General features: G+C 49.5%; 25 protein-coding genes. 1 reads left to right on the plus strand and 24 read right to left on the minus strand.

Going from position 1 to position 25,224, the window contains the following annotated elements:
- Positions 1-56 precede the first annotated feature (56 nt).
- From recG to B1H56_RS04185, 3 genes are all read right to left on the minus strand, one after another.
- Entirely contained in the window at positions 57-2,072 is a 2,016-nt protein-coding gene (recG, locus tag B1H56_RS04175; RefSeq protein WP_066519285.1) for an ATP-dependent DNA helicase RecG, read from the minus strand.
- Positions 2,073-2,144: 72 nt separating this feature from the next.
- Positions 2,145-3,791 (minus strand): DAK2 domain-containing protein, encoded by a 1,647-nt coding sequence (locus tag B1H56_RS04180; RefSeq protein WP_066739954.1) that lies wholly within the window; start codon positions 3,789-3,791, stop codon positions 2,145-2,147.
- 13 nt (positions 3,792-3,804) lie between these two features.
- Entirely contained in the window at positions 3,805-4,158 is a 354-nt protein-coding gene (locus B1H56_RS04185; RefSeq protein WP_066518620.1) for an Asp23/Gls24 family envelope stress response protein, read from the minus strand.
- 183 nt (positions 4,159-4,341) lie between these two features.
- Between B1H56_RS04185 and rpmB the strand changes: the two genes are divergently transcribed.
- Positions 4,342-4,533, plus strand: a complete 192-nt coding sequence (gene rpmB, locus B1H56_RS04190; protein ID WP_082771148.1) for a 50S ribosomal protein L28 — start codon at positions 4,342-4,344, stop codon at positions 4,531-4,533.
- A 53-nt stretch (positions 4,534-4,586) separates the two neighbouring features.
- On the opposite strand, the gene B1H56_RS04195 is transcribed toward rpmB, so the two are convergent.
- The 21 genes from B1H56_RS04195 to ligA form a co-directional block, all read right to left on the minus strand.
- On the minus strand, positions 4,587-5,213 hold the full coding sequence (locus tag B1H56_RS04195; protein ID WP_066518614.1) for a thiamine diphosphokinase: 627 nt from the start codon (positions 5,211-5,213) through the stop codon (positions 4,587-4,589).
- Position 5,214: 1 nt separating this feature from the next.
- Positions 5,215-5,862 (minus strand): ribulose-phosphate 3-epimerase, encoded by a 648-nt coding sequence (gene rpe, locus B1H56_RS04200; protein ID WP_066518610.1) that lies wholly within the window; start codon positions 5,860-5,862, stop codon positions 5,215-5,217.
- A 1-nt stretch (position 5,863) separates the two neighbouring features.
- Entirely contained in the window at positions 5,864-6,715 is an 852-nt protein-coding gene (rsgA, locus tag B1H56_RS04205) for a ribosome small subunit-dependent GTPase A (protein ID WP_066518607.1), read from the minus strand.
- A 6-nt stretch (positions 6,716-6,721) separates the two neighbouring features.
- Positions 6,722-8,605: a protein kinase domain-containing protein gene (locus B1H56_RS04210; RefSeq protein WP_066518601.1), complete on the minus strand. Its 1,884-nt coding sequence runs from the start codon at positions 8,603-8,605 to the stop codon at positions 6,722-6,724.
- The gene (locus tag B1H56_RS04215) at positions 8,602-9,336 is read right to left on the minus strand and encodes a Stp1/IreP family PP2C-type Ser/Thr phosphatase (RefSeq protein WP_066518599.1); all 735 of its coding nucleotides are present in this window, start codon (positions 9,334-9,336) and stop codon (positions 8,602-8,604) included. The genes B1H56_RS04210 and B1H56_RS04215 overlap by 4 nt, the downstream gene beginning before the upstream one ends.
- Positions 9,333-10,376, minus strand: coding sequence for a dual-specificity RNA methyltransferase RlmN (rlmN, locus tag B1H56_RS04220; protein WP_066518597.1), 1,044 nt, complete (start codon positions 10,374-10,376; stop codon positions 9,333-9,335). The genes B1H56_RS04215 and rlmN overlap by 4 nt, the downstream gene beginning before the upstream one ends.
- On the minus strand, positions 10,373-11,671 hold the full coding sequence (rsmB, locus tag B1H56_RS04225) for a 16S rRNA (cytosine(967)-C(5))-methyltransferase RsmB (RefSeq protein WP_066518593.1): 1,299 nt from the start codon (positions 11,669-11,671) through the stop codon (positions 10,373-10,375). The genes rlmN and rsmB overlap by 4 nt, the downstream gene beginning before the upstream one ends.
- Positions 11,668-12,633: a methionyl-tRNA formyltransferase gene (fmt, locus tag B1H56_RS04230; RefSeq protein WP_121418966.1), complete on the minus strand. Its 966-nt coding sequence runs from the start codon at positions 12,631-12,633 to the stop codon at positions 11,668-11,670. The genes rsmB and fmt overlap by 4 nt, the downstream gene beginning before the upstream one ends.
- Complete coding sequence (def, locus tag B1H56_RS04235; RefSeq protein WP_066518591.1) at positions 12,617-13,105, minus strand: peptide deformylase; 489 nt, start codon at positions 13,103-13,105, stop codon at positions 12,617-12,619. The genes fmt and def overlap by 17 nt, the downstream gene beginning before the upstream one ends.
- A gap of 12 nt (positions 13,106-13,117) precedes the next feature.
- Entirely contained in the window at positions 13,118-15,322 is a 2,205-nt protein-coding gene (gene priA, locus B1H56_RS04240; RefSeq protein WP_066518588.1) for a replication restart helicase PriA, read from the minus strand.
- A 44-nt stretch (positions 15,323-15,366) separates the two neighbouring features.
- On the minus strand, positions 15,367-16,572 hold the full coding sequence (gene coaBC, locus B1H56_RS04245) for a bifunctional phosphopantothenoylcysteine decarboxylase/phosphopantothenate--cysteine ligase CoaBC (protein ID WP_242862031.1): 1,206 nt from the start codon (positions 16,570-16,572) through the stop codon (positions 15,367-15,369).
- Positions 16,559-16,765, minus strand: coding sequence for a DNA-directed RNA polymerase subunit omega (gene rpoZ / locus B1H56_RS04250; protein ID WP_066518584.1), 207 nt, complete (start codon positions 16,763-16,765; stop codon positions 16,559-16,561). The genes coaBC and rpoZ overlap by 14 nt, the downstream gene beginning before the upstream one ends.
- Positions 16,766-16,783: 18 nt before the next feature.
- Positions 16,784-17,338 (minus strand): guanylate kinase, encoded by a 555-nt coding sequence (gmk, locus tag B1H56_RS04255; RefSeq protein WP_066518583.1) that lies wholly within the window; start codon positions 17,336-17,338, stop codon positions 16,784-16,786.
- Positions 17,339-17,350: 12 nt separating this feature from the next.
- Positions 17,351-17,614: an extracellular matrix/biofilm regulator RemA gene (gene remA / locus B1H56_RS04260; RefSeq protein ID WP_066518580.1), complete on the minus strand. Its 264-nt coding sequence runs from the start codon at positions 17,612-17,614 to the stop codon at positions 17,351-17,353.
- A gap of 9 nt (positions 17,615-17,623) precedes the next feature.
- Entirely contained in the window at positions 17,624-18,490 is an 867-nt protein-coding gene (locus tag B1H56_RS04265) for a YicC/YloC family endoribonuclease (protein WP_066519278.1), read from the minus strand.
- A gap of 61 nt (positions 18,491-18,551) precedes the next feature.
- Positions 18,552-19,532 (minus strand): AIR synthase family protein, encoded by a 981-nt coding sequence (locus B1H56_RS04270; protein WP_066518576.1) that lies wholly within the window; start codon positions 19,530-19,532, stop codon positions 18,552-18,554.
- A complete protein-coding gene (gene gatB, locus B1H56_RS04275) occupies positions 19,529-20,956 on the minus strand; it encodes an Asp-tRNA(Asn)/Glu-tRNA(Gln) amidotransferase subunit GatB (protein WP_066518574.1) in 1,428 nt (475 codons plus the stop codon). The genes B1H56_RS04270 and gatB overlap by 4 nt, the downstream gene beginning before the upstream one ends.
- Before the next feature lie 12 nt (positions 20,957-20,968).
- Positions 20,969-22,423, minus strand: coding sequence for an Asp-tRNA(Asn)/Glu-tRNA(Gln) amidotransferase subunit GatA (gene gatA, locus B1H56_RS04280; RefSeq protein ID WP_066519273.1), 1,455 nt, complete (start codon positions 22,421-22,423; stop codon positions 20,969-20,971).
- A gap of 17 nt (positions 22,424-22,440) precedes the next feature.
- Entirely contained in the window at positions 22,441-22,749 is a 309-nt protein-coding gene (gene gatC / locus B1H56_RS04285; RefSeq protein ID WP_066518573.1) for an Asp-tRNA(Asn)/Glu-tRNA(Gln) amidotransferase subunit GatC, read from the minus strand.
- A gap of 103 nt (positions 22,750-22,852) precedes the next feature.
- A complete protein-coding gene (locus tag B1H56_RS04290) occupies positions 22,853-23,242 on the minus strand; it encodes a C-GCAxxG-C-C family (seleno)protein (protein WP_066518572.1) in 390 nt (129 codons plus the stop codon).
- On the minus strand, positions 23,236-25,215 hold the full coding sequence (gene ligA, locus B1H56_RS04295) for an NAD-dependent DNA ligase LigA (RefSeq protein ID WP_066518570.1): 1,980 nt from the start codon (positions 25,213-25,215) through the stop codon (positions 23,236-23,238). Before ligA ends, B1H56_RS04290 begins: the two co-directional genes overlap by 7 nt.
- Positions 25,216-25,224 lie beyond the last annotated feature (9 nt).

The raw sequence follows: 25,224 nt of genomic DNA on the forward strand, positions 1-25,224 counted from the left end.
AAATCAATATCACGCTACTATAATAATATAAACATTTTTTTCTGTCAAGCAACAAATTAATTAAGCGCGATCTCTATCAACTTTCTCCCCAGCTGTTCCCGTGCGATGGCGGTCACGGCGTCATATTCCCGCCCCCCTGATTTTTTTAGCTGCTCGAGAACATCCCGCGTGCGCACAAGGAGACTCATATCTGTAATAAGGTTCGCCACTTTAAGCGTACCGGCCCCATGCTGGCGCGTTCCAAGCAGATCACCCGTTCCCCGAAGCTGCATATCCTTTTCCGCTATTTCAAATCCATCACTGCTCCTTGTAAGAACGCGCAGGCGTTCATGCGCGCTTTGATTGTCGGAAACAAGGAAACAGTAGGACTGATGCGCTCCGCGGCCTACACGGCCTCGAAGCTGATGCAGTTGAGCGAGCCCAAACCGCTCCGCATTCATGACCGCCATAACTGTTGCGTTCGGAACATTGATCCCTACTTCAATCACCGTGGTAGAAACCAATATCTGCAGCTTTCCACAGGAAAAGCCATCCATGATTTCCTGCTTTTCAGCATTTTTCAGCTTCCCGTGAATGAGCGCCATTCGAATCCCGGGATAACATTCCTGCAACTCGTCAAACATCTGTTTGGCAGACTTGGCTTCCATCCCCTCGTTGTCCTCGATCAGAGGACAAACGATATAAGCCTGTCTTCCAAGAAATATCTCGTTTTTGATAAAAACGATCATATCGTTATATTTGCGGCCGTGGATCAGATAGGTCTTGATCTCCTTGCGGCCCGGTGGAAGCTCGTCGACGATTGAAATATCCGTATGCCCAAACAATACAAGCGAGAGCGTACGCGGGATGGGGGTCGCCGACATGATCAGCGTATGTACGTCTTGCCGGCCGCCGGAGAGTGCAGCACGCTGTTTTACGCCAAAGCGGTGCTGTTCATCCGTAATGATTAGTCCCAAATTTTGAAATGAAATATCACCGTATAAAAGCGCATGCGTCCCAATGACGATTTTCACGGAACCGTCCAGGATTCTTCCGCACAAATCGTTTTTTTTCTTCGCTGTCAGTGCACCGGTCAGACAAACGACTTCTTCCGCCGGGAACAATTTTACGGCTGTTTCATAGTGCTGCCGGGCCAGGATCTCAGTCGGCGCCATTAAAATGCTTTGGTATCCTCTCTCACGCATACAGTACATGGCAAAAAATGCAATCACCGTTTTTCCGCTGCCTACATCGCCCTGCACGAGGCGGCTCATTGCCTGTTCCCCTGCAAAGTCTTTCGCGATTTCCTGCATCACGCGCTTTTGCGCCGCAGTCAGTTCAAACGGCAGACGTTCAACAAATGCTTTGACGGAGGCGGGCTTGATCCTGATGCGCCTGCTGTTTTGGGAGCGCTTCTCCTCTCCAAGCAATTCCAGCATCCGGTTGAACACAAGGAGCTCGTCAAATATGATGCGTGCGCGCGCCTTCTCCGCCCGTTCCGGTGACTTAGGGAAATGAACTTCCTTCAGGGCCTCTTTGAGTCCAAACAATTTGTTTTTCCGCAGAAAACCGTCCGAATAGGGTTCCACAAATTCCGAAATATGCAGAGCCTCCCGCAGAAATTTTCGGAGCATATTTTGGGTGAGCCCTGCCGTCAACGGATAAATCGGCAAAAAGGATTCTTCCGGCCGTTTAAAATAAAGTTCGGGCGAAGAGATGCGGACCTTGCCGAACTTTTGCTCCAGCTTCCCATAAATATAGATTGTATTTCCCTGCGCAATATTGTTTTTAATGTAAAATTGATTGAAGATGTCAACGGTTGCGATTCCCGTGCCGTCCGATACCTGAAACGTAGTTATTTCAAGCCGGTACCTCGGCCGTTTTACCTGCGGCTGTGAAACTATCCTGACTTCAAAAAAGGCCGTTTCCCCGAAGCTGACGTCCCGGATTTTTTTACAAACCGAAAAATCTTTATAAGAGCGCGGCAAATAGTAAAGCAGATCCCTGATTGTCGAGATCTCTACTTTCTGTAAAATTTTGCTTGTCTTTTCGCCGATCCCGGAAAGGCTGCGAACAGATTCATTCAATTCCATATTCCTGCTTCGTCCTTCTCCTCCGAAAAGAAAAAAGCCGACCTTTACGCCGGCTTTCATCATAAAACCATATCATTCCACCGAAATAATATAGGGATAGACAGGCTGGCCGCCATAGTGCACTTCAACATCGCAATTCTCAAAAGTCCCGGTGCATAATGCTTCCAGTTCTTCCGCCTGATCCTTATCCGCATTTTCTCCATAATAAATGGTAATCAATTCAGAATCCCCGTCCGCCATTTTTTCGAGCAATCCGGTAAACACAGCCTTAAGATCGGTTCCGTTCGCAACGATATCGCTTTCGGAAATTCCAATCAAATCATCCTTTTTAATCCTGTTCCCGTTCATTTTGGTATCGCGTACCGCGTGCGTAATAAGGCCAGTTTTTACTTCACCGATTACCCTGTCCATACGCTTCACATTCGCCTCGAGTTCCGCCTCCGGGTCATAGGCCACAGCCGCGGCAATTCCCTGTGGAATAGATTTTGTTTTCAGGACAACTACGTCTTTTCCGCTCATTTCCGCAGCCTGCTCTGCTGCGAGAATAATATTTTTATTATTCGGGAGTACAATCACATGGTCCGACGGCGCATCTTCAATTGCCCGCAGGATATCGTCCGTAGATGGGTTCATGGACTGTCCTCCTTCCACAAAAGCTTCAATTTGCCAATCCTGAAAAATCGTTCGGATGCCGTCTCCCGCCGTGACCGCCACCACCGCGATCTGTCTTAACTCTTTCCGCTCGGGCACCTCGATATCCGGGGCAAGCTCGGAAAGTTCCCGGTGCTGTTCACGCATATTGTCAATTTTGATATGACTGAGCTCTCCCAAAATCTGTGCGTATTGAAGCGCGAGGCCCGGCTCATTCGTGTGAACATGGGTCTTTACAAGGGAAAGGTCACCTACCACCAGCACGCAGTCTCCTATTTTGGAAAGATTATTCCGATAGGTATCGATATCACGCTCCTTAACTTCGGGATAAAGGTTCTTAATGAAAAATTCCGTGCAATAACCGAATTCGATATCTTCCTTTTCCGTATCGAGGTTCGTGAAATCGACCACGACTCCCTTGGAGTCCAGAATGTTTTCAGGGTCCACCTCTACGCCGTCGAGAACGGCCTTGAGACCCATCACAATGGCAAGAAAACCTGCTCCCCCGGCATCCACAACCCCCGCTTCCTTCAAGACCGGGAGCTGTTCAGGCGTTTCTTTCAAGGCCTTTTCGCCTTCCAGAATCACATATTCAAGCTGCGCATACAAATCATCCGACTTTTCCGCCATCAACTCGGCCGCTTCCGCCATTTTTGTCGCAACGGTAAGAATCGTACCTTCCTTAGGTTTCATGACAGCCTTGTATGCGTAATCGACGCCATTGCGGAAAGCCGCTGCAAATATGGAGGTATCAATCTTGCCGTCCGCTTTTGAAAGCGTGTCCGCAAGCCCGGCAAAAATCTGCGAAAGTATAACGCCGGAATTTCCGCGCGCGCCTTTCAGCGCACCGAGGCTCAGCGCCTGGACAATGGCCTTCATATCCATCGGATCTGCCGCCGCCACTTCTTTTGCCGCCGAAATCATCGTAAGCGACATATTTGTTCCCGTGTCACCGTCCGGCACAGGAAATACATTGAGCGCATCGAGCGCATCTTTGTTTTTTTCAAGGGTAGCGGCAGCCCCTATAATCATGTCTTTAAATTGCTGCCCATCCAGCAGTTCGATCAATTCGAGTTCCCCCTTAGATTTGGATCCCCTGTACAATAATATCCACACTCTGTACGTTAAGGCCCGTTTCTTTTTCAATCGTATATTTTACTTTGTCGATAATGTTTTCCGCAACCGCTGACAGAGAAACGCCGTATTTCACCGTAATATACAGCTCGACGACAATATTTTCAGATCCGTCCGTCTTGATCCGTACACCCTTCTGCAGGTTGTCGCCTTTGAACAAATTGGCAATCATCTCCGTGACGTTTTTTTGCGACATCCCAACAAGGCCATAGCACTCGAGCGCGCTGTAGCCTGCAATCGACGCAATATAGTCTTCCGTATAGGTTACCGTCCCCAAATCGACCTTTAAACTTGCACTCATGAGAAAAACCTCCTAATGGTTTATTAATAGTTATTATATAACAACTTTTTATCAATATCAATCGCATATCCGTTTCATAGCTGGCAATTTAACATACATTTCCAAAAAACACTTGCATTCAAAGCTCATTGATGGTAAAATAAACGCTGTTTGAACGTATACACCAAGAGGGAGGTGTTTTAGATGGCAAAATATTGTGAGATTTGTTCAAAAGGCGTTGTGTCCGGCAACAAAGTCAGCCACTCGCACAGAACATCCAAGAGAATCTGGGCTCCAAATGTACAGCGTGTCAGGGTCATTGAAAATGGGACTCCTACAAGAAAATACGTATGCACACGTTGCCTTCGTTCTGGAAAAGTCGAACGTTACGTATAAGTTGAAATGACGAAACAAATTTAGGACAGATGCCAAAGCATCTGTCCTGTTTTTTATTGTTTATTCTTGCAGATAAAGACAAAATCATCACTTTCAATCACCGCATGATCCGTTAGAAAAAGATTGCTCACCCCGCGTGGCTTTTCATTGGTAAGCACAAGCTTTTCCAGCGGATAATAAAGCCCTTTCGCGGTCACCACCGCCTGCTGATTCATGGGAATAATCGATACTGTCTGCCCTTTTTGACCATATAGGTCAAAAATCCCCCTGTGAAGAGTAATCTCCTGCTCATCATCCTCGAGCGTGAGTACGGTTCCTTTCACCAGCGCATATTTCAGCAGCATCAGGTTTGAAAGCAAATGGTCTATTCGTCCACCCGTCGCTCCAAGGAGCAGAATTTTTTTCGCTCCGCGCCTAACTGCCTCGTCCACAGCGAGCGCTGCGTCCGTTTCGTTTTTTTCTGCCGGTACTGCAACTAAGTCGCTTTTTACACGGTAAGACTTTAGTAGTTCCGCCTCCACGGAATCCATATCACCTACGATCAGGTCTGGAACAAGGCCATAATCCCGGAAGACCCTTAACCCGCCATCAATTGCGATTGTCATATCCGCTTCACGGGCTGAGCGCAAAAACAAGGCGCGTCCAGGCGCAATCCCTGAAGCAACCAATAAAGCTTTCATTTCACTCCCCCCGCAGCGTACGTACCGCCAACGCCGGATCTTCCGCACCAAACACAGCGCTGCCCGCGACAAGGACGGTCGCACCGGCCTCCCGGAGCTGTGTACAATTCTGCATGTCCACGCCACCATCCACTTCTATATCGATTTCCCTGCCCGACGCGTCGATCATCGCGCGAAGGTCCGCAACCTTCCGCATCACCGCGGGAATAAAACTCTGCCCACCGTAGCCCGGATTTACCGACATCAGCAAAATCATATCTACGTCGTCAAGAATATACCGGACCATTTCAAGAGGTGTAGCCGGATTCAGCACGACTCCCGGCTTTTTGCCGCATTGTGTAATCTGTTTCAATACACGCTGTAAATGATCCGTCGCTTCCGCATGTACCGTAATAAAATCCGCGCCGGCTTGCGCAAACCGTTCGATATAACGTTCCGGCTGCACAATCATCAGGTGTACGTCAAGCGGAAGGTCGCTGATATCATGCAGGCGTGAAATCATTTGGAATCCAAAAGAAATATTAGGAACAAATACGCCGTCCATGACGTCGCAATGCAGATAGTCCGCGCCCGCACACTCCATCATCCGTACGCCCTGCTCCATATTGCAAAAATCTGCCGATAATAAAGAAGGTGCTACTTTTGTCATATTACTTTTCCTCCAAAGAATGAATAATCCGCAAATACCGTTCGTAACGTTCGCGGTTAATTTTGCCTGTTTCTACTGCTTGTTTTACCGCACAGTCCGGCTCCCTGTCGTGAAGGCAGGAAACAAATCTGCACTTTTGTCTAAACTGGCTAAAATCGGGGTAATATCCCGCAATTTCTTTTTTTTTCATCTCCACATCAAACATGGAAAATCCGGGCGTATCTACAACATATGCGTCGCAGTCCTTAATATAAAACAGCTCTGCCTGCCGCGTTGTGTGTTTGCCGCGGTCCGTCTTTTTGCTGAGTCCCCCGGTTTCCAGATCAAAGGATTCATCCAGCCGGTTAATCAGCGATGATTTCCCAACCGCCGACTGTCCTGCAAGGCAAACGCACAGCGTCCTGATTCGTTCCTTCAGTGCGTCGATCCCCTCGGTGTTTCTGGCAGAGGTCAGGACCGTATTATAACATGCGTATTGCTCCTCCAGCTCCTCGGCCCGCTTGCCGTCCGTATCCGTCTTATTAATGACGACCAGCGGGACAACGTTGTTTTGCTCCGCCTGAATCAGCAATTTGTCGGCAAGCAGCAGGTCGGCTGCGGGCTTCCCCGCCGAAAGCACCAATAGCATCCTATCGATATTTGCCACCGCCGGACGCCTGATCTCATTTTTGCGCGGCAATATCTCTTCGATGGAATTATACCCTGCAAGTTCCTCAAATTCCACGAGATCGCCGACCATAGGCTTCATTTTTTCCTTGCGGAATCTTCCGCGGGCTTTACATTCATGCACCGCGCCATTTTCATCGCTTACATAATAGAAGCCGCCGATTCCTTTTATGATCCTTCCCCGGATAAGACCTTACCCCCTTACAAATTCCACTGTTTCCGTTTTCACCTGAACATCATTGAGGAAGATTGCCAGATCTTTTTGCGCGACATCCTCATCGGAATCGATTACGATGGTTCCAGTTGGTTCGATCGCCTGGTCGCCCGCTTCAACAACCGCTCCATAGATAATATAGTAGACGGAAACTCCGTCTACATTTCCGGGTATCCCGATACGCAGGGAGGTTCCATCCTTGGGAATTGTGAGGTTAATCGGCTTGGAAACCTTATATCTCCTTCCGCTCGATGCCGGAACAGTCAGCTCCACTGAGCTATTGGTGGATATCTCCGTATTTTCGGCTGGTTTCTGCGAAATCACCGTATTTTCTTCTTCATCACTGTCTTTCTCATAAATAAAGAACAGGCTCAGGTCTCTGAGCTTCAGTACGTTTAACGCATCGGGAAGCGTCATGCTCTGGATATTTGGCATTGAAATTTTTTGAATATCCGGCGAAGCCTTGACGGTAAGCCATACGCTTCCGCTCCTGGAAACGGATTCCCCCGCCGCAGGATGCTGCTCGATGACATATCCAATGGGCGCGTCGCCCGTAGTATCCTCTACGATCTGATCCCATTCAATACCGTTCTCCCGCAAAATCTTCTCTGCCTGTGCCCGGTCCATATTGGTAACATCGGGCATAATATCGGAGCCGCTTCCGTTACTCACCACGAGCGTCAGCGGATCGTCTTTTTTAAAATCCATTCCGGCTTCGGGGTCCTGGCGTATCACAACGCCCTTTTCCGCTTCAGAAGAATTTTCATAGGTCACGGTGGGCATCGAGGTAACTTTTTGTGCTGCTTCTACGGCATTTTTCTCTGTCATACCCACAAAGTCGGGTAATGGCACGGGCCGTTCCACATTGAAATTTATCACTGCGCTTACAACCGCAATGATCGCAAAAACAACGACGGCGGCTACCCCAAAAACCAAAACCAGCCGTTTTACGCTTTTTTTCGACCGCTTCGCATGGGCTTCTTCGATATGCTGCTGGGTTCGTTTGCTCTCACTGTATTTTACGTATTCGCCATCAGGCTCAGAAAGGCACCGCTGTAAATCCTCATACATATTAAATGCGGATTTGTAACGAAAATGCTTATCCTTCTGCGTTGCCTTCTGGATGATCTTATTGATGCTCTCCGGGAGGGAGGGCGCTGATTCCTTGGCATCCGGCATAGGGTCGTTGATATGCTTCAAAGCGATCGCAACGGATGTATCCGCATCAAAGGGCACTTTACCCGTCACCATTTCATAAAGTAATATCCCAAGTGAATAAATATCGGAACGTTTATCCACCCGTTCACCGCGCGCCTGCTCCGGAGAGAAATAGTGCACGGAGCCCATCACGCTTCCTTCTTCCGCGGTAATCGTATTTTGGGCAATGTTGCGGGCAATTCCGAAATCCGCAATATACGGCTCTCCCGTCATATCGATCATTACATTATGCGGCTTGATATCCCGGTGTACGAATCCTTTTACATGTGCATATTCAAGCGCAAGACAAAGCTTCTTTGCCACCGCCACCGCATACTTGACAGGCAGAGGCCCATTGACATTAATCAAGTGCTTAAGCGTTTTCCCTTCGATAAGATCCATGACAATATAATAAGTCCCATTATCAAGACCGGCATCATAAGCGCGGATAATATTGGCATGGCGGAGCTTCGCCGCCGCCTGAACTTCCTTTTTGAAGCGCTGTACGAATTCCTCGTTCTCCGTAAGTTCGGGCTTCAGAATTTTGACGGCAACGATTTGTTTGGTAAGCTCGTCCATTGCTTTATAAATATAGGCGGATCCGCCCGAATCTATTTGCTCAATCAACCGGTAGCGTCCGGCAAGCACCGTGTCCGGCCCGATCATAGCGCTCCTCCCTCTTGCGTGCGTTGCGCAAGGACGACTGAAATATTATCTTTTCCGCCGCCTGCAAGGGCCACGTCGACAAGCTTCTGCGCCTTCTCTTCAAGCATCTGCGGCCCCGCCAAAATATCAAACATGATTTTTCTATTCGTATAGTTGGAAAGACCGTCCGAGCATAAAAGAATGATATCGTCATCCTTCCATTCGACGGTAAAGAAATCGACCTCCACGTCCTTCATTCCCACGGAACGCGTAATAATATTTTTAAAAGGATAATCTTCTGCGGCCCCTTTTTTGATCACGCCACTGTCTATCAGGTGCTGCACATACGTATGGTCTTTGGTCACCTTGTAAATATCATCCGCACGTTTATGGTAGGCGCGGGAATCGCCGACCTGCGCAATGGTGATCTTATCCCCGTCGAACGCAGCAAAGGTCAGCGTCGTTCCCATTCCCTGGAACGCAGGCTCTTCCTCTACCGCATCGATCAAACGTTGGTTTACAAACCGGATCGCATCCAAAATTTGCTTTTCCGTCAGCTCTTTATGTCCCAGCGCGCTGATATAGCGTTCCAGCTCGGTACATACCATACCGCTTGCGACTTCTCCCGCCGCATGGCCGCCCATCCCATCCGCCACGAGCATGTAATAAGGTACATTCTGGTCGTGTACCAATATAGAATCTTCATTTGTCGTCCTGACTTTGCCAATATGGCTCAATGCTACCGTCTTCATGCGTTGTCCCCGTTTTTACCAATATATTGCTGTCTGAGCTGCCCGCACGCGCCTGCAATGTCACTGCCCATGGATTTTCTTACCGTAGCTGAAAGCCCTTCTCTTTCAAGCAGCTTGCAGAACGAATAAACCCTCCGTTTGTCCGGCGCTTTCAGCGCTAGCCCCTCATTGCCATTAAGCGGGATCAGGTTTATGTGGCAATTCATACCACGCAGTATGTCCTTTAATAAAAAAACGTCTTCCTCGCTGTCGTTAAAGCCGTTAATTACAGTATACTCTATTATAATACGCCGGCCTGTTTTTAAAAAGTAGGTTTTCGCCGCATCGAGGATATCACGTATTTTATATTTTTTCGCCGTCGGCATAATCGTGACGCGCTTTTCGTCCGAAGCCGCGTGCAGCGATATGGAAAGCGTGACGCCGAGCCCCTCTTCCGCAAAACGCTTAATCTCTTCTATCAAGCCGCACGAAGAAAGTGAAATGCCGCGCAGGCCGATCCCCATGCCCGCCGGATCATTTACCATGCGGATAAATTTTACAACATTCCCATAATTGTCGAGTGGTTCACCCATGCCCATCAATACGATGTTGCTCAGGTTTCGTCCTTCACCCTGGGCAGCATTCACCGCAACGACCTGGGCAAGGATTTCTCCCGCTGAAAGATTTCGTTTTAAGCCGTCTTTGCACGAGGCACAAAACACGCACCCCATTCGGCAGCCTACCTGCGTGGAAACACATACCGTATTCCCATAATCCTTCTGCATGAACACGCTTTCCACCGTACTCCCGTCCGCATAACGAAATAGATATTTCAGGGTACCGTCCGCGGCCTCAAGCACGCGGCATACCTCCGTATAACCTTCCGTATAGGTTTTACGCAATTTTTCGCGAAGGGCCTTTGAAATATCCGTCATTTCTTCGATTGGCTTTTGCTGGGCAAGCCATTTCATGACCTGTTTTGCATGGAACGGCTTTTCCCCCATCTGCATAAATTCCTTTTTCAGTTCCTCAAGGGAATAGTCGAGTAGCGCTCTTTTCATAGCCGTCTCAGCCTCGCCATGAAAAAGCCGTCGATGCTATCGATATGCGGAAAAAGCTGCAGCATCCCGTCTTCAGTTCGTTCCTTCAGTTCCCCAGGCAGGAAAGGGCTTAGCCCATCCTCTGCAAATTCTTCATGCCGCCTGAGGAAATCACGGATATTATCCTCGTTTTCTGCCTTATCTATGGTACAAGTGGAATACAGCAGTACACCTCCCGGTTTTACGTAAAGAGCGCAGGTCTCCAATATTTGCCGCTGCACAGCGGCAAGCGCCGGAATATCTTCTTTCTTTTTAAAAATCTTAATATCCGGTTTGCGGTATAAAAGGCCAAGAGCACTGCACGGTACGTCCGCAAGCACCACATCGAACGCCTCTTTCCATTCCAACCGGTATTCCGAAGCATCCGCAATATGGATTTCGGTGTTTTTAGCGCCCAGCCGTTCCAGAGTTCGTTTCATGAGCTCTGCCCGGTGCCGATGCAATTCCAATGCCACCACCTTGCCATCGCGGGCAAACCATGCCGCATAAGCGCTCTTCCCGCCGGGCGCTGCGCACGCATCAAGAACATAATTGTTTTTGTCGATTCCGGCGGCGCATACGGTTACCTGTGATGCCTCGCCCTGTATCGTGATTCGGCCTTCCCCGAACTCCGGTATTTCGTCTACAGCCGTCATCCCCTTAATATAGTATGCGTCTTCACAGTAGAGTCCGGGTAAATATCCTTCCGGCGCATGGTCCGCACGCAGTCTGTTCAGCCGCACGCATGTAAGCGAGCGGTCACCCGTATAACTCATCATCTGTTCTGCCTGTTCTTCCCCATATTCACGTATATATTGTTCACACAGCCATTTGGGATAGCTGTAAAATATGTGGAAATATTCCACGGGGTCTTCGTCACGGTCTGGATACTGTATTTTTCCAAAATTTTTGGATAGATTGCGCAGAACGGCGTTCACAAATCCTTTCAATTGCCGCTTTCCGGATTTCTCCGCCAATTTTACGCTTTCGTTCACCGCCGCCGATACGGGTACAGATTCAAAGAACAAAAGCTGGCAGGCGCCCAGCCGCAAAATATTCATAATTACGGAATGAACACGCTTTGCGGTAATAAATTGATTCAGCACGTAATCAATACGAAACAGATTCTCAATCGTCGTATTTGCAAGCGCAGTAATAAAGCGCTTATCTTCCACGCTCCAGCCTGTGGATAATACGCGCTTGCATTCCAGATTCAGATAGCTTTCATTTTGCAGCACATTTGTTACAATCTCAAGTGCCGCCTGCCTTGCATTCAAATTTCGCTATTCTCCCTGTTTTGAAACCGATACCCAACCTCAAGCGGTCTGCCGCACAGGCAATCCCTCGCGTCCATACAGCGCGCGCCGCAACGTTTCAGTTCTTCGACCGCGACCATTCCATCCGCACAGCGGATTCCAAGCCCCTGTTTGCTGTCCGCATATAATATGGTTCCGCATGGTTCCGTTCCGGAATATTTCTGCGCCGTTACGCGGTACACTTTGATTTTTTCATCACGATACATCATATAAGCTTCCGGCGCGGGGTTTGTACCGCGCACAAAATCATGAATCTCTTTTCCGCTTTTTGAAAAATCGATCTCTCCAAACCCGCGTTGGAACATCGGAAAATAAGTCGCCTCGGCCTCGTTTTGGGGCGTGCGCACAAGCGTCCCGTCCGCAAGTTTTTCCAGCGTTCTCTGCAGTACGCCGGCTCCCAGCACGCTAAGCTTTTCATAAAGCTGTCCTGCGGTCATGTCCTCTGGAATGCCGATACTTTCCTGCTCCAGGATATCTCCCGCGTCGAGTGCGAGCGCGGTATACATCGTCGTTATCCCCGTCTCTTTTTCACCATTGATAATAGCCCACTGGATAGGTGCCGCGCCGCGCAGCTTTGGCAGCAGGGACGCATGCACGTTAATACAGCCATATTTCGGGATAGCAAGAATCTCCTCCGTAAGGATATGCCCAAAAGCGGCCGTGATCATTATATCCGGCGCAATCCTTTTTAATAGTGCAGCCCCTTCCGGCACCCGGATTTTTTCAAACTGGTAAACCGGAATACCGGCTTTCTCCGCAGCCACCTTAACGGGCGGCGGGGTCAGCTTGTGCCCTCTTCCGGCCTTGCGGTCTGGCTGCGTCACAACAGCCGCAATATGATACTGTTCACGAATCAGCATCTCAAGGGACGGGACAGCAAAAGCAGGCGTCCCCATGAAAACAATCTTAAAGCTCTTGCTCATCTACGTTCTCTCCGGCCCCGTCCGGCTCTACACGTTCTACCATTTTGTCCGTAAATAAAATTCCGTCCAGATGGTCGATCTCATGCGCAAATGCCCGCGCGAGAAGGTCCTCCCCTACATATTCATGCTCTTCCCCGCTACGATCCAACGCGCGAACGGTCACCTTAGCGGGACGAATCACAAAACCCACGTCGTCCGGAAGTGAAAGACACCCCTCTTCTACCCGCTGCTGTCCCTCTGCATGTATGATTTCGGGGTTAATCAGCTCCAAAAGTCCTTCTCCAACATCGATCACCACAACGCGCCGCAGCACGCCCACCTGCGGAGCCGCCAGTCCTACGCCCCGCGCTTCGTACATTGTCTGCGCCATATCGTCCAAAAGGTCTGTGATATGCTTATTGATTTTGGTCACCGGCCGTGAAGTCTTCCTCAGCCTTGGATTATCCTTCAAAAGGATGGTTCTTGTTGCCATATGATTCCTCCGTCAAGCCATATTGACCGGATTGATATCGATCCCGGTCAATACATTCATATATTTCGTTCGATTGAATAACTCATAAATCTGTCCGATCAGCCCTTCGTCGTTCCTCAAATGAATCAGTATGTGGTACCGCTCTAAATCACGAATCCGCTTGATAGCCGCTTCAGATGCCCTGATACTTATTATACCACGTTTATGCGGCAATAGCACCGCTTTTAATTTCCCGATGAAATCCTTTACGGCAGCGATTACCTGCTCTTCTCTTTCCCCCGAAAACTGAAGCTGAACATATGTGGAAAACGGCGGTAATTGGGCCATTTTCCGCAAGGCGATCTCCTCATTGTAAAATCCTTCGTAATCATGATATTTTGCATACTGCACCGCATAGTGAGCCGGGTTATAAGTCTGGAGGATAACGGTTCCGGGTTCCTTCCTGCCCGCCCGCCCCGCGATCTGCGTAATATGGCAAAAGGTTCGTTCAGCGCTGCGGTAATCCGGAATATTCAGCATTGTATCCGCCGCGAGAATCGCCGACAGCGTGACATCCTTAAAATCGAATCCCTTGGCAATCATCTGCGTACCGATCAGGATATCCGCTTTATGCGCTGCAAAATCATCAAACACCCTGATATGCGCATCCTTTGTTCCCATCGTATCAAGATCCATCCGCAGGATGCGGGCCTGTGGAAACAAAGCCTTCACCTGCTCCTCAATTTGCTGCGTTCCCATCCCGAAATATTTCAGGTGGGGTTTCCCGCATTCCGGGCACACTGTCTCCGGCGCCTTCGTCCGCCCGCAATAGTGGCATTTGAGAATATCCTGAGCTTTATGATAGGTCATTGTTACGTCACAGCTGTCACATTTCACCACGTAACCGCACGAACGGCACATAACAAAAGTGGAATAGCCCCTGCGGTTCAAAAACAGCATTGCCTGCTTTCCGTTTGCAAGCGTGCGCTCCAGCTCATCGTACAGCCTGCCGCTAATGGCGGTTCGGTTGCCGTTTTTGAGTTCATTGCACAGGTCAATGATTTCTACTGCGGGAAGCTGCAGGGCAAACAGGCGATTTGGCATTTTCAATATTTCAAACTCTCCCTGCCGCGCTTTGTAATATGTTTCAATCTGTGGCGTAGCGCTTCCCAGAATCAATATTGCATCACTGAGGCGGCAACGCTCTTCCGCAATTTCATGCGCGGTGTATTTAGGATAATTATCCGCCTTATAACTCGTTTCATGTTCTTCATCTATAATAATAACTCCTAGGTTTTCCAGCGGGGCAAATACTGCTGAACGCGCTCCCAAAACAATCTTTGCTTCCCCACGCTTAACCTTCATCCATTCGTCAAACCGCTCTCCCGCGGAAAGCCCGGAATGAAATACGGCAATCTCCTCGTTAAACCGCTGTTTCAAAAACGTATAGGTCTGCGGAGTTAGAGAGATTTCAGGCACAAGCAAAATCGCCGTTTTGCCCTGCGCGAGACAATCGCGCATCACCCTGATATAAATTTCCGTTTTACCGCTCCCTGTAACCCCATGCAATAAAAAACGTTTTTTTCCGTTGCTGCGAATTCGTTCCAAAATTTCCTTCTGCCTTTCCGTCAATTCATAATCAACGATCCGGGCAACTGCTTTTTCAAAAGGAGCTCTGGCGACTTCTGTCCGGACGACTTCGATGATCCCTTTTTTTTCAAGGGATTTCGTCGCCGAGGCGTTCAATTCCGCCGCAGGCACTTCACCTTCTTTCTTTAAAAGGTCGATCACTTCTTTCTGCCTTGGGAACTTTACGCTGCCGTCCTTTTTCAGCAGCCCGGCTTCCGCCGCCAGCAGGTCTTTTCCCGCAAGAAGCAAGCGGGCCACATTTTGCGTTTTTACAGAAACCCTGCCGCCGCGGACCTGTGCTGGAAGCATAAAACGAAGCGCCGCTGCGAGGGTTGTATTGTATTTCTGTTTAATAAATTCAGCAAGCCCGATCTGTTCGCCGGTCAGTGCGCAAAAATCGTCGAGGGAGCATAAAATTTCTTTAATTTTTTCCGGCGCATATTCGGAAGATGCCTCGAGCCCAATGACAATGCCTTCCGTATCCTTCATATGGCCAAAAGGAACCTTCACACGCATTCCCGGCAGGATATTCAAGCCATCTGGAATCTTATATTCAAATACGCGGTCAACCTGCGTGTGTGAAATATCCACAATCACCCGTGCGTACATCCCGGCTCCTTCCTTTCCAAAAATAGCGCCCCTGGATGGGAGCGCTATCCGCTGATCTTGGCAATTTCAGTAAGGATACTGTCGGCCAGATTGCGCTTTGTATCTCTGGTAAAGTGCACGGCTTTCCCATCCCTCGTATAAATTGAAACTGCGTTGTATTCGCTGTCAAATCCAGTTTCCGTTCCGGAAACGTCGTTTGCAATAATCATATCGAGATTCTTGCGGCTGAGCTTATCCCTCGCATAGCCCTCAAGATTTTGTGTCTCTGCGGCAAAACCAGCAAGAAACGCATGTTTCGTTTTTCCCACCTCCGCAAGGATATCCCTTGTTTTTTCGAATTCGATTACCAACGCATCCTGCTTTTTCATCTTGTGCTCCGCACAAACTATGGGCGTATAATCCGCTACCGCCGCGCACATAATAATCACATCGGCTTTATCTTTCAGGTCCATCACCCGGTCGTACATTTCCGCCGCGCTTTGAACCGGATAAAACTCTACTCCCTCTGGCTTTTCCAGTGAAACAGGACCGGAGACAAGCGCTACGTCCGCTCCGCGCGCAACCGCCGCATCCGCCAGCGCATACCCCATCCGTCCGGAAGACCGGTTAGTTAGGTAGCGCACCGGGTCAATCGCTTCGCGCGTCGGCCCTGCCGTTATTAATATTCTCTTTCCCTGGAAGTCAGCTTTCTTTTTAAAAAAGTTTTCCACAGCCGACAGAATGTCTTCGGGCTCCAGCATGCGTCCCGCACCCGTCTGTCCGCACGCTAAGTCGCCATCCCCGGCAGGCAGAATGATATAACCGCGATCCCTGAGAATTTGCAGGTTAACCTGTGTGGCAATGTTTTCATACATTGCCGTATTCATTGCCGGAGCAATAAAAATCGGACAGGTACACGCAAGTAAGGTCGTGGTCAGCATATTATCCGCGATGCCGCAGGCCAGCTTTGCAATCGTATTCGCCGTAGCAGGCGCTACGAGCGCAAGATCGGCCTTTTGCGCAAGCGCGATATGCTCCACCTCCCACGGTTTCTCCCGGGAAAACAGGTCGGTCACGACCGCGTTTTTGCTCAACGTTTCAAAAGTAAGGGGCGCAACAAAACGGGTAGCCGCTTCCGTCATTACGACGTCTACGCCTGCTCCCGTCTTCTTCAGCATACTGGTAAGATTTGCAGCCTTATAGGCGGCAATACCGCCCGTTACGCCCAAAAGGACGTTCTTCCCGCCCAGCATTTTCTTATTTGATTCCATCCGTCACGCGGATATAAGTCACTTTGTCATTCAGTATCTCATTGACCGCTTGGGAAACGGGATTTTTATCCTCAGGCTCGGTCAGCGGCTGCGCACCGTCAATCAGCTGCCGCGCCCGCTTTGCCGTTTCGACGATCAGCGTATACCTGCAGTCCACCTTTGCCAACAAATCATTTAATTCCAAATGTATCATAACTATAAAATCCTCCGTTTAGCTTTTTTCTATCATTTCCCTGACCTCCGCAACCGCGGTCATCAGATCGTCGTTTACCACCGAATAATCATATTGATCTGCAAGCTCCATTTCGGCACGCGCTTTTCCAAAGCGCCTGCCGATTTGTTCCTCGGTTTCCGTTCCCCGGCCGCGAAGCCGGGCAAGAAGCACCTCCTCAGAAGGCGGCAGGATAAAAATCATCACCGCGTCCGGATAATTCTTTTTTACCTGCAGCGCACCCTGCACGTCTATTTCAAGGATCACATTTTTGCCTTCACCCAGTTTTCCCAGCACATAATCCTTCGGCGTTCCGTAATAGCATCCAAAAACATCCGCGTATTCAAGGAATTTGTGTTCGGAAATCATCCGTTCAAACTCCTCCCGGGATTTAAAGAAATAATTCACACCCTCCTTCTCCTGCCCGCGCGGCGCACGCGTTGTACAGGAAATGGAAAGCTCGTATTTTCCGCTTTTCAACAGTTGATCCACAATTGTTCCTTTTCCGGCCCCCGACGGTCCCGAAATTACGATTAATTTCCCTGTTCCCCCCATAATCAAACTTCCTCAATCGTCAGAATCATCTGTATCTTTTGTTACAATACGGTTTGCAACCGTTTCCGGCTGTACCGCCGACAGGATCACATGGTCGCTGTCCATGATGACTACGGCGCGCGTACGCCTGCCATAGGTTGCGTCGATAAGCCGTCCCGCCGCCCTTGCCTCCGAAATAATACGCTTGATGGGCGCCGATTCCGGGCTGACGATTGCAACCAGGCGGTTTGCCGAGGCAATATTGCCAAATCCGATATTAATAAGTTTAATCGCCATGCTATGCTCCTATTCGATATTCTGTATCTGCTCCCTGATCTTTTCCACTTCGCCTTTCCCGGCGATCACCTGTTTTAAAATATCTCCATCCTGTGTTTTAGAGCCGATTGTGTTGAATTCGCGGTTCAGCTCCTGCACAATAAAATCCATGTTCCGGCCCTGCGGGGTCGTTTCTTCCGCCGCCGCTTTAAATTGTTTTACATGGCTTTTGAGGCGTACCAATTCCTCGGTAATATTGCACCGGTCCGCATAAAACGCTACTTCCTGCGCAAGACGCTGCTCGTCCACCTCAGTGCCGTCCAAAAGCTCCTGCAACCTTTCTTTCAGCTTCATCTTGTATTCATAGACCACAATATCTTCCTTTGAAGCAATGTTATTGACATAAACGAGAATCGTATCAAGCCGCTGCATAATATCCTTTTTCAGCTGCTCGCCTTCCTCTTCGCGCGCTCTTTTCAATTCAGCAAGCGCGCCGTCAAGGTTTGTGAACAAGAGCTTTTTCAGAGCTTCCTCATCCGAATTCTCATCCTCATAGGTCACCGCGTCAGGAAGCCGCATCAGGCTTGTGACAGTGAGGTCGTTTTCGATTCCGCACTGTGTGCCAATGCCTTTCGCAGCCTTCATATATGCCGTTATAAGCGGCATATCCACAATTACATTTTTTGCGTCCTCGCGCTCAGAGGAATAATAAATGAATACATCGACTCTGCCCCGGCTTACGTTTTTCTTAACATACTTTCGTACCTCGTCCTCCAAAAAGACCATGAAACGCGGTTCCCGGATACTGATATCGAGAAAACGGTGGTTCACCGTCTTGATTTCCACCCGCAGCTTTCTTCCGTCAATCGCGATTTCGCTTTTACCAAAGCCTGTCATGCTTTTCAAACGCGCATACCTCTTTCAAAAATCGTTGGCTATTATTATAGCACAATCCAAGCTATCTTTCCAATACTTTATACAGCTCATCCGCCGGATATGGCGTTATGGCCCGTTTTTGTCCGGATGACAGGTCATATACTCCCTGTCCTCCGGCCTTGCCGATAACCGTCGCCGGAATTCCGTTTGCCCTCATCGCCTCTACAATTCTATTTCCGTTTCGCGCCGCGATCATCATACTGCCGGATGAAATAAGCCCATAGACATCAAGCCCGTATTTTGTGCAAACTCTGCTTGTCAGCGGCAAAACAGGAACCGCAGAAAGGTCTATGCGCGCACCCGTGCCGGATGCTTCGCACATCTCGCAGACCGCGCCGAGAACGCCGCCCTCCGTAATGTCGTGCATTGCATGGATGCCGTCCGTCTCTGCCGCGATCCTGCCGTCTTTTACCACGCTCAAAGATTCCTTGATTCGAGCAAGCTCTTTCCGCTCCTGCTCCGTCAATGAAAGCTCTCCGCTGAAATCCGACGCGATGATCGCGGTTCCCTCGAGCCCCGCATATTTTGTCATAATGATATCATCGCCAGGCTGCACGTCAGACGTTTTAAACATTTTTCCCTTAACCACAGGCTTGCCGATCATCGTCACCGAGACCACCGTACGTGTTACGCTGTCCGTAACTTCCGTATGCCCGCCGATGATGTCGATCCCAAGGCTGCGCGCGGTTTGCACGAGTTCGTTCATCAGCTTCCTGACTTGTGCCTCTCCTGCCGACGGCGGGATGAGCAGCGTCACAAGCGCCGCAATCGGCGCCGCGCCTGCGGCGGCTATATCGTTTGCATTGATATGGATAGCAAGAACTCCGGTTTGTTTTCCGCCGGCGGTGATTGGATCAGTCGAAACGACACACAAATCCCCCGTTATCACGGCGCAGCAATCCTCGCCAACACCCGCGCCCACCACGGTCTCTTCATTTTGCGGCTCGATTTTATCAATCACAAGCTCGCGCAGCTTTGCGTTTGTCAGCTTGCCCTGCCTCATGCCTTGTCAAGCTCCGCCTTTACCAGTTCGTTTACCGTTTTCGGATTAGCCTTCCCCTTCGTCGCCTTCATCACCTGGCCGACAAAAAAGGTCATCGCCTTTTTGTTACCGCCCTTAAAATCTGCGACAGGTTTTGGATTTTCCACAATGATCTTCTGCACAAGCGCCAAAATTTCGTCCGCGTTGTCGTTTTGCTTTAAATCCTTTTCCTCTACAATCTGCGCGGGCTTTTTCCCGGTTTTGAACATTTCCTCAAATACCTGTTTCCCCATGCTCGAATTGATTATCCCGTCGTTTACAAGCTTTAACAGGTCGGTGAAATCTTCAGGCGATACCGGGATATCCTTCGCCTCCATATTGCTTTCCTTCAGGAGCCGTGCAAGTTCAACCATAATATAGTTGCTGATGGCTTTCGGCTCATTGTAAATCGCCACACTGTCTTCAAAGAATTTTGCCGTGTATTTGGACATCGTAAGCACGCCGGCATCGTACTCCGGCAGTCCAAACTCGCTTACATAGCGCTTGCGTTTCGCGGCAGGCAGTTCCGGAAGCGCCGCTCTAATCTTGGCAATACGCTCGTCCGTAAGATAAACGGGAACAAGGTCCGGATCCGGGAAATAGCGGTAATCATGCGCTTCTTCCTTGTCGCGCATCGGGTATGTTTTCCCTTTGGCATCGTCCCAGCGGCGCGTTTCCTGCACAATTTCCCCACCATCCTCAATCACCTCTATGTGGCGCTTTGCTTCATATTCAATTGCCCGCTGTGCGGCCGAAATACTATTGACATTTTTAAGCTCCGTACGGGTGCCGTATTTTGTTTCGCCCGCCGGGCGGACGGAAATATTGATATCGCAGCGCATCGAGCCTTCTTCCATCTTGCAATCGGAAACACCGATATATTCCATATTCGCGCGAACCGTATCGAGAAAGGCTTTAACCTGTGAAGCGCTCCGGAAGTCGGGCTCCGTAACGATTTCCATCAACGGCACGCCGCCGCGGTTATAGTCTACAAAGCTTTCCGTTCCCTGATGCACCAACTTCCCGGCGTCTTCCTCGATATGGATACGGGTGATTCCAATCTTATGCTTTTCTCCGTCCGTTTCCACCTCCACCTCGCCATGGGAGCACAGCGGAAAGTCGTATTGCGATATCTGGTATGCCTTAGCCAAGTCCGGATAAAAATATCCTTTCCTGTCAAGCTTGGAATAATTTGGGATTTCACAGTTCAGGGATAATCCCGCACGTACGCCATATTCTACAGCCTGCTCATTTAAAACGGGCAGCGTCCCGGGCATAGAAAGGCATACGGGACATACGTTCGTATTTGGCTGTGAGCCGAATTTATTTTTGCATGCACAGAAAATTTTAGTTTCCGTTGCCATTTCCACATGCACTTCAAGGCCAATTACAGTTTCATATCTCATCGTCTTTCTCCATCATAACGTCGGTTTTTTGTCGAATTTCACGGCCTGCTCAAAGTTCCACGCCGCACGGAACATCGTATTTTCGTCAAATGCTTTTGCGATCATTTGTACGGAAACGGGTAGTCCCTCTTTCGTCACGCCGGACGGAACGGAAATTGCCGTTACGCCCGCAATATTGACAGGTACGGTAAACAAATCGTTTACATACATCTCAAGCGGCGTGGATTTGGCGCCAATTTCAAATGCCGGCGTTGGAGCGGTGGGCGAAAGAAGGATATCATATTTTCCGAACAGACGGTCAAAATCGTTCTTAATCAGGGTCTTAACCTTAAGCGCCTTCAAATAATACGCATCATAATATCCGGAGCTGAGTACATAATTGCCAAGCATAATGCGGCGTTTTGTTTCGTCGCCAAAGCCTTCGGACCGCGTGTTTTTATACATCTCCTTGAGATCGCTGTAGTGGTCCGTGCGGTATCCGTAACGAATCCCGTCAAACCTTGAAAGATTGGAAGCCACCTCTGCAGATGCAATCACATAATAAGCGGAAAGTGCATAATCAAAGGTGGGCAGCGACGTTTCTTCAACAACCGCTCCCATCTCTTCAAACAGCTTGACCGCTTCGAGATACGACCGCCGTACCTCCGGATCGATCTCCTGTTCCAGATATTCCTTCGGAATACCAACCTTCAGCCCTTTGATTCCCTGCTTCATCCCTTCTCCATACCGGGGATAATCCATGATTGCAGAAGTAGAATCCTTTTTATCGTTTCCTGCAATAATATCAAGCACAAAAGCCGAATCCTCAACAGTTTTGGTCAGCGGACCAATCTGGTCAAGCGATGAGGCGAACGCCATGAGTCCAAACCGCGAAACCGTTCCATAGGTCGGCTTCAGCCCCACGACGCCGCAAAATGCCGCCGGTTGGCGTACAGACCCGCCGGTATCGGATCCAAGTGAAAATACCGCTTCATCCGCTGCGACACAGGCAGCGCTGCCCCCGGAAGACCCGCCAGGTACGCGCGCTGTATCCCACGGGTTTTTTGTTACACCGAAATATGAGGTCTCCGTAGAAGAGCCCATTGCAAATTCATCCATATTTGCCTTGGCAAGCAATACATAATCTTCAGCCTTCAGCTTTTCGATGACCGTCGCATCATAAACCGGTTTATAATTATAGAGCATTTTAGAGGAGGCTGTAGAAAGGACCCCTTTGGTGCACATATTATCCTTGATGATTGCAGGAATTCCAGCAAGCCGCCCAAGCAGCTCTCCTTTGACACGTTTTTTGTCCACCCGCTTTGCCGCTTCAAGCGCTTCATCAGCGCAAGTCGTTACCAAAGCGTTCACCTCGGGCTCCACCCTCTCAATACGGTCAATATAGGCCTGCGTCAATTCGGCCGAAGAAATTTCTTTTTTGGCGAGCATATCTGCCGCCTGCGTAATATTTAATGCCGTAAGTTCCATTGTTTTCATTTCCTCCGTCAATCCACGACCTTAGGCACGGTAAAAAAGCCATCTTCCTTTTCAGGCGCATTCAGCAGCATATCTTCCCGCTCCCATACCCTGCCTGGAACGTCCTCGCGCACAACGTTTTGCTGCTTCAGGATATACGAAGTCGGTTCTACGCCTTCCGTATCAAGCTCATTGAGCTTTTGCGCATGGCCCAGTATATCGTCCAGATTTTTCTGCAGCATCTTTTTCTTTTCCTCATCGAGGCTGAGCATCGAAAGCGATGCAATCCTCTCAACTTCTTCCAATGTAACGCGCATATGTTTTCCGTCCTTTTTCATAGTAGTTCAATAATCATTAATTATAGCATAAAACACCGTGGCGGTGAATAGCCCTAAAAAACCGGGGAGCAAACCTCTGCTTGTTCCCCGGCCAAATAAACCGTTACTCCATAATGCTTTCGAGCACATCCGCGGCGCCTTCCACAACCCTCCGGCAGTGTCCGTCTTTCTCAAAGTTTTCTTTCCGCACTTTGGCGCAAAACGCACTTCCGAATTTTTCTTTAAATTCGTCCATCATTGCCCGGCACTTTGGGCCAAGCGATTCTGTATGGTGCGCATTTGTTTCAATTTCCTTCGCACTGATCGCGCCAATCCCGCCGCAGACCGCACCGCAGATACTTCCGCACTGCATTCCGCCGCCGAAGCCACCGAACGCTCTCAGGCCCTCTTCGTTGATTCCCAGGCCGTATTCGTCGTTTGCCGCACGAATAATCGATTCCGCGCAGTTATAGCCTTTTTCCTGATAGTACTCTCTTGCTCTCTCCTTCAGCATAATTCCAACTCCTTACAACATACTCTCACAAACTCATTTTCCGATAATACCGCGACACCAAGCTCCTGCGCTTTCCGGAGCTTGCTGCCAGCTTCCTCGCCCGCCACTACATAATCTGTTTTTTTGCTGACGGAAGAACTTGTCTTCCCGCCGAGATTTTCAATGAGCTCCTGCGCCTGCTTGCGCGTATATTGGGTAAGCGTTCCCGTCAGCACAAATGTTTTCCCCTCAAATTTACCTCCTTCCGCAGCCCCGGCATCCTCCCTCGGCTGCACGCCTGCGTCGAAAAGCTCCTGCACGACACGCATGTAATTTTCGTTGCGGAAAAAATCGACGATATCCTTTGCCACAACCTCTCCCACGTCCCGAATTGCCACAAGCTCTTCTATGGTCGCATTTTTCAGTCGTTCATAAGTATGAAACGTCTGGGCAAGGTCCTTGGCGGTCTTTTTTCCGACATTCGAAATGCCGAGCGCATAAATAAAATTCGCAAGCGGAGGTTTTTTGCTCGCTTCAATAGCAGAAAGAATATTCTCCGTTCTCTTTTCCTTAAACCCCTCCTGGCTCAAAAGCTGCTTGTCCGTCAATGTATAAATCGCCGCGATATCTTTGATGTCAAGCTTTTCAAACATCAGTTCGATCGTTTTCTCACTGAGGTTTTCAATATCCATTGCGTCTCTCGACACAAAATGCACCATGCGCGAAGTGAGCTGCGGTTTACAGTTCAGCGAATTGGGGCAGAAAAGATTCGGTCCTACCTCCTCGAGCTCCGTTCCGCAGGCCGGGCAATGCGTCGGTTTATCAATCGGCGTAAGCTCACCCTCCTGTAAAGGAGATGCGCCCAGTATTTCCGGGATCACATCATTAGAACGCCGGATGAATACGTTCGCGCCGATAGCGGCATGCTTGCGGAGGATATCTTCATAATTGTTGAGCGTGGCCCTGCGGATCGTCGCCCCTGCAAGCTCAACCGGTTCAAGATGTGCCAAAGGCGTCAGTTTACCCGTCCTGCCCACATCCCATGTCACGTCTAAAATTTTTGTTGTCATCTCTTCTGCGGCAAATTTATAAGCGATCGCCCAGCGCGGAAATTTCTGCGTATAGCCCAGTGCTTCACGCGTTGCAAAGTCCGTTATCTTGATTACCATACCGTCGATCAGGAAATCCAGCGTGTCACGCGTCCGCTCCACATTGTCTACCGCTGCCTTGATATCCGCTACGTCGTTAAAAACCCTTTCATAGGCGCTAACATTGAATTTGTTCTCCCGGAGGAACGCTATCATCTCCTGATGATCCTGAAACGTCCTGCCTTCAATATACCCCACGTTATAAATAAAGGCGTCTAAATGCCTTTTTGCGGTCTGGCCCGGGTCAAGGTTCCTGATTGCCCCAGCCGCTGCATTACGCGCATTTTTGAGCGGCTCATCTGCCGTTTCATTATATTTTTTCAGTACCGATAGACGCATGACCGCCTCTCCCTGCACTTCTGTTTTGCCCGTGAAATCGATCTTTAAAGGGATGGATTGTATCGTTTTCACCTGTTCTGTGACATCTTCCCCCACAATTCCGTTTCCGCGCGTTGCAGCACTGACGAGATATCCGCCGTCATAGGTCAGGTTGATCGTAAGGCCGTCAAACTTGTATTCGAGAGAATAGCTGGCGTCCGGCAGCCCGAGCGCCCGTATCTGCTTGTTGGTACGCTCCTGCCAGGAAATAACGTCGTCAAGGCTCTGCGCTTTGTCAAGGCTCCACAGCGGCGCAAGGTGCGTATGTTTTTGGAATCCTTCCAGAAGCTTTCCGCCCACACGCTGCGTCGGGGAATCGGGCTCGATTTTTCCAGTCCTCTTCTCAAGCGCCGCAAGCTCATCATAGAGTCTGTCATACTCCGCGTCAGCGACCGACGGATCATCAAGCACATAGTACCGGTATGCGTAATCATTCAGTTGATCGACCAGCTCTTTCATACGCTCCATAACAGCGCA

The organism is Christensenella minuta, from assembly GCF_003628755.1.
GTDB lineage: Bacteria > Bacillota > Clostridia > Christensenellales > Christensenellaceae > Christensenella > Christensenella minuta.

Bases quoted from the DNA above. Each gene is read 5' to 3' on its own strand.
- B1H56_RS04210 (WP_066518601.1), bottom strand. From the start codon at position 8,605: ATGATCGGGCCGGACACGGTGCTTGCCGGACGCTACCGGTTGATTGAG.
- ligA (WP_066518570.1), bottom strand. From the start codon at position 25,215: ATGGAGCGTATGAAAGAGCTGGTCGATCAACTGAATGATTACGCATAC.
- B1H56_RS04290 (WP_066518572.1), bottom strand. From the start codon at position 23,242: ATGCTGAAGGAGAGAGCAAGAGAGTACTATCAGGAAAAAGGCTATAAC.
- gatC (WP_066518573.1), bottom strand. From the start codon at position 22,749: ATGAAAAAGGACGGAAAACATATGCGCGTTACATTGGAAGAAGTTGAG.
- gmk (WP_066518583.1), bottom strand. From the start codon at position 17,338: ATGGGGGGAACAGGGAAATTAATCGTAATTTCGGGACCGTCGGGGGCC.
- recG (WP_066519285.1), bottom strand. From the start codon at position 2,072: ATGGAATTGAATGAATCTGTTCGCAGCCTTTCCGGGATCGGCGAAAAG.
- gatB (WP_066518574.1), bottom strand. From the start codon at position 20,956: ATGAGATATGAAACTGTAATTGGCCTTGAAGTGCATGTGGAAATGGCA.
- B1H56_RS04270 (WP_066518576.1), bottom strand. From the start codon at position 19,532: ATGAGGCAGGGCAAGCTGACAAACGCAAAGCTGCGCGAGCTTGTGATT.
- coaBC (WP_242862031.1), bottom strand. From the start codon at position 16,572: ATGGAATCAAATAAGAAAATGCTGGGCGGGAAGAACGTCCTTTTGGGC.
- B1H56_RS04265 (WP_066519278.1), bottom strand. From the start codon at position 18,490: ATGACAGGCTTTGGTAAAAGCGAAATCGCGATTGACGGAAGAAAGCTG.
- rpe (WP_066518610.1), bottom strand. From the start codon at position 5,862: ATGACAAAAGTAGCACCTTCTTTATTATCGGCAGATTTTTGCAATATG.
- fmt (WP_121418966.1), bottom strand. From the start codon at position 12,633: ATGAGCAAGAGCTTTAAGATTGTTTTCATGGGGACGCCTGCTTTTGCT.
- remA (WP_066518580.1), bottom strand. From the start codon at position 17,614: ATGGCGATTAAACTTATTAATATCGGATTTGGCAATATTGCCTCGGCA.
- gatA (WP_066519273.1), bottom strand. From the start codon at position 22,423: ATGGAACTTACGGCATTAAATATTACGCAGGCGGCAGATATGCTCGCC.
- B1H56_RS04195 (WP_066518614.1), bottom strand. From the start codon at position 5,213: ATGAAAGCTTTATTGGTTGCTTCAGGGATTGCGCCTGGACGCGCCTTG.
- priA (WP_066518588.1), bottom strand. From the start codon at position 15,322: ATGTACGCACGGGTGATTGTGGATATTTCACACACGCAGGTTGACCGC.
- B1H56_RS04215 (WP_066518599.1), bottom strand. From the start codon at position 9,336: ATGAAGACGGTAGCATTGAGCCATATTGGCAAAGTCAGGACGACAAAT.
- rpmB (WP_082771148.1), top strand. From the start codon at position 4,342: ATGGCAAAATATTGTGAGATTTGTTCAAAAGGCGTTGTGTCCGGCAAC.
- B1H56_RS04185 (WP_066518620.1), bottom strand. From the start codon at position 4,158: ATGAGTGCAAGTTTAAAGGTCGATTTGGGGACGGTAACCTATACGGAA.
- rlmN (WP_066518597.1), bottom strand. From the start codon at position 10,376: ATGAAAAGAGCGCTACTCGACTATTCCCTTGAGGAACTGAAAAAGGAA.
- def (WP_066518591.1), bottom strand. From the start codon at position 13,105: ATGGCAACAAGAACCATCCTTTTGAAGGATAATCCAAGGCTGAGGAAG.
- rpoZ (WP_066518584.1), bottom strand. From the start codon at position 16,765: ATGATACATTTGGAATTAAATGATTTGTTGGCAAAGGTGGACTGCAGG.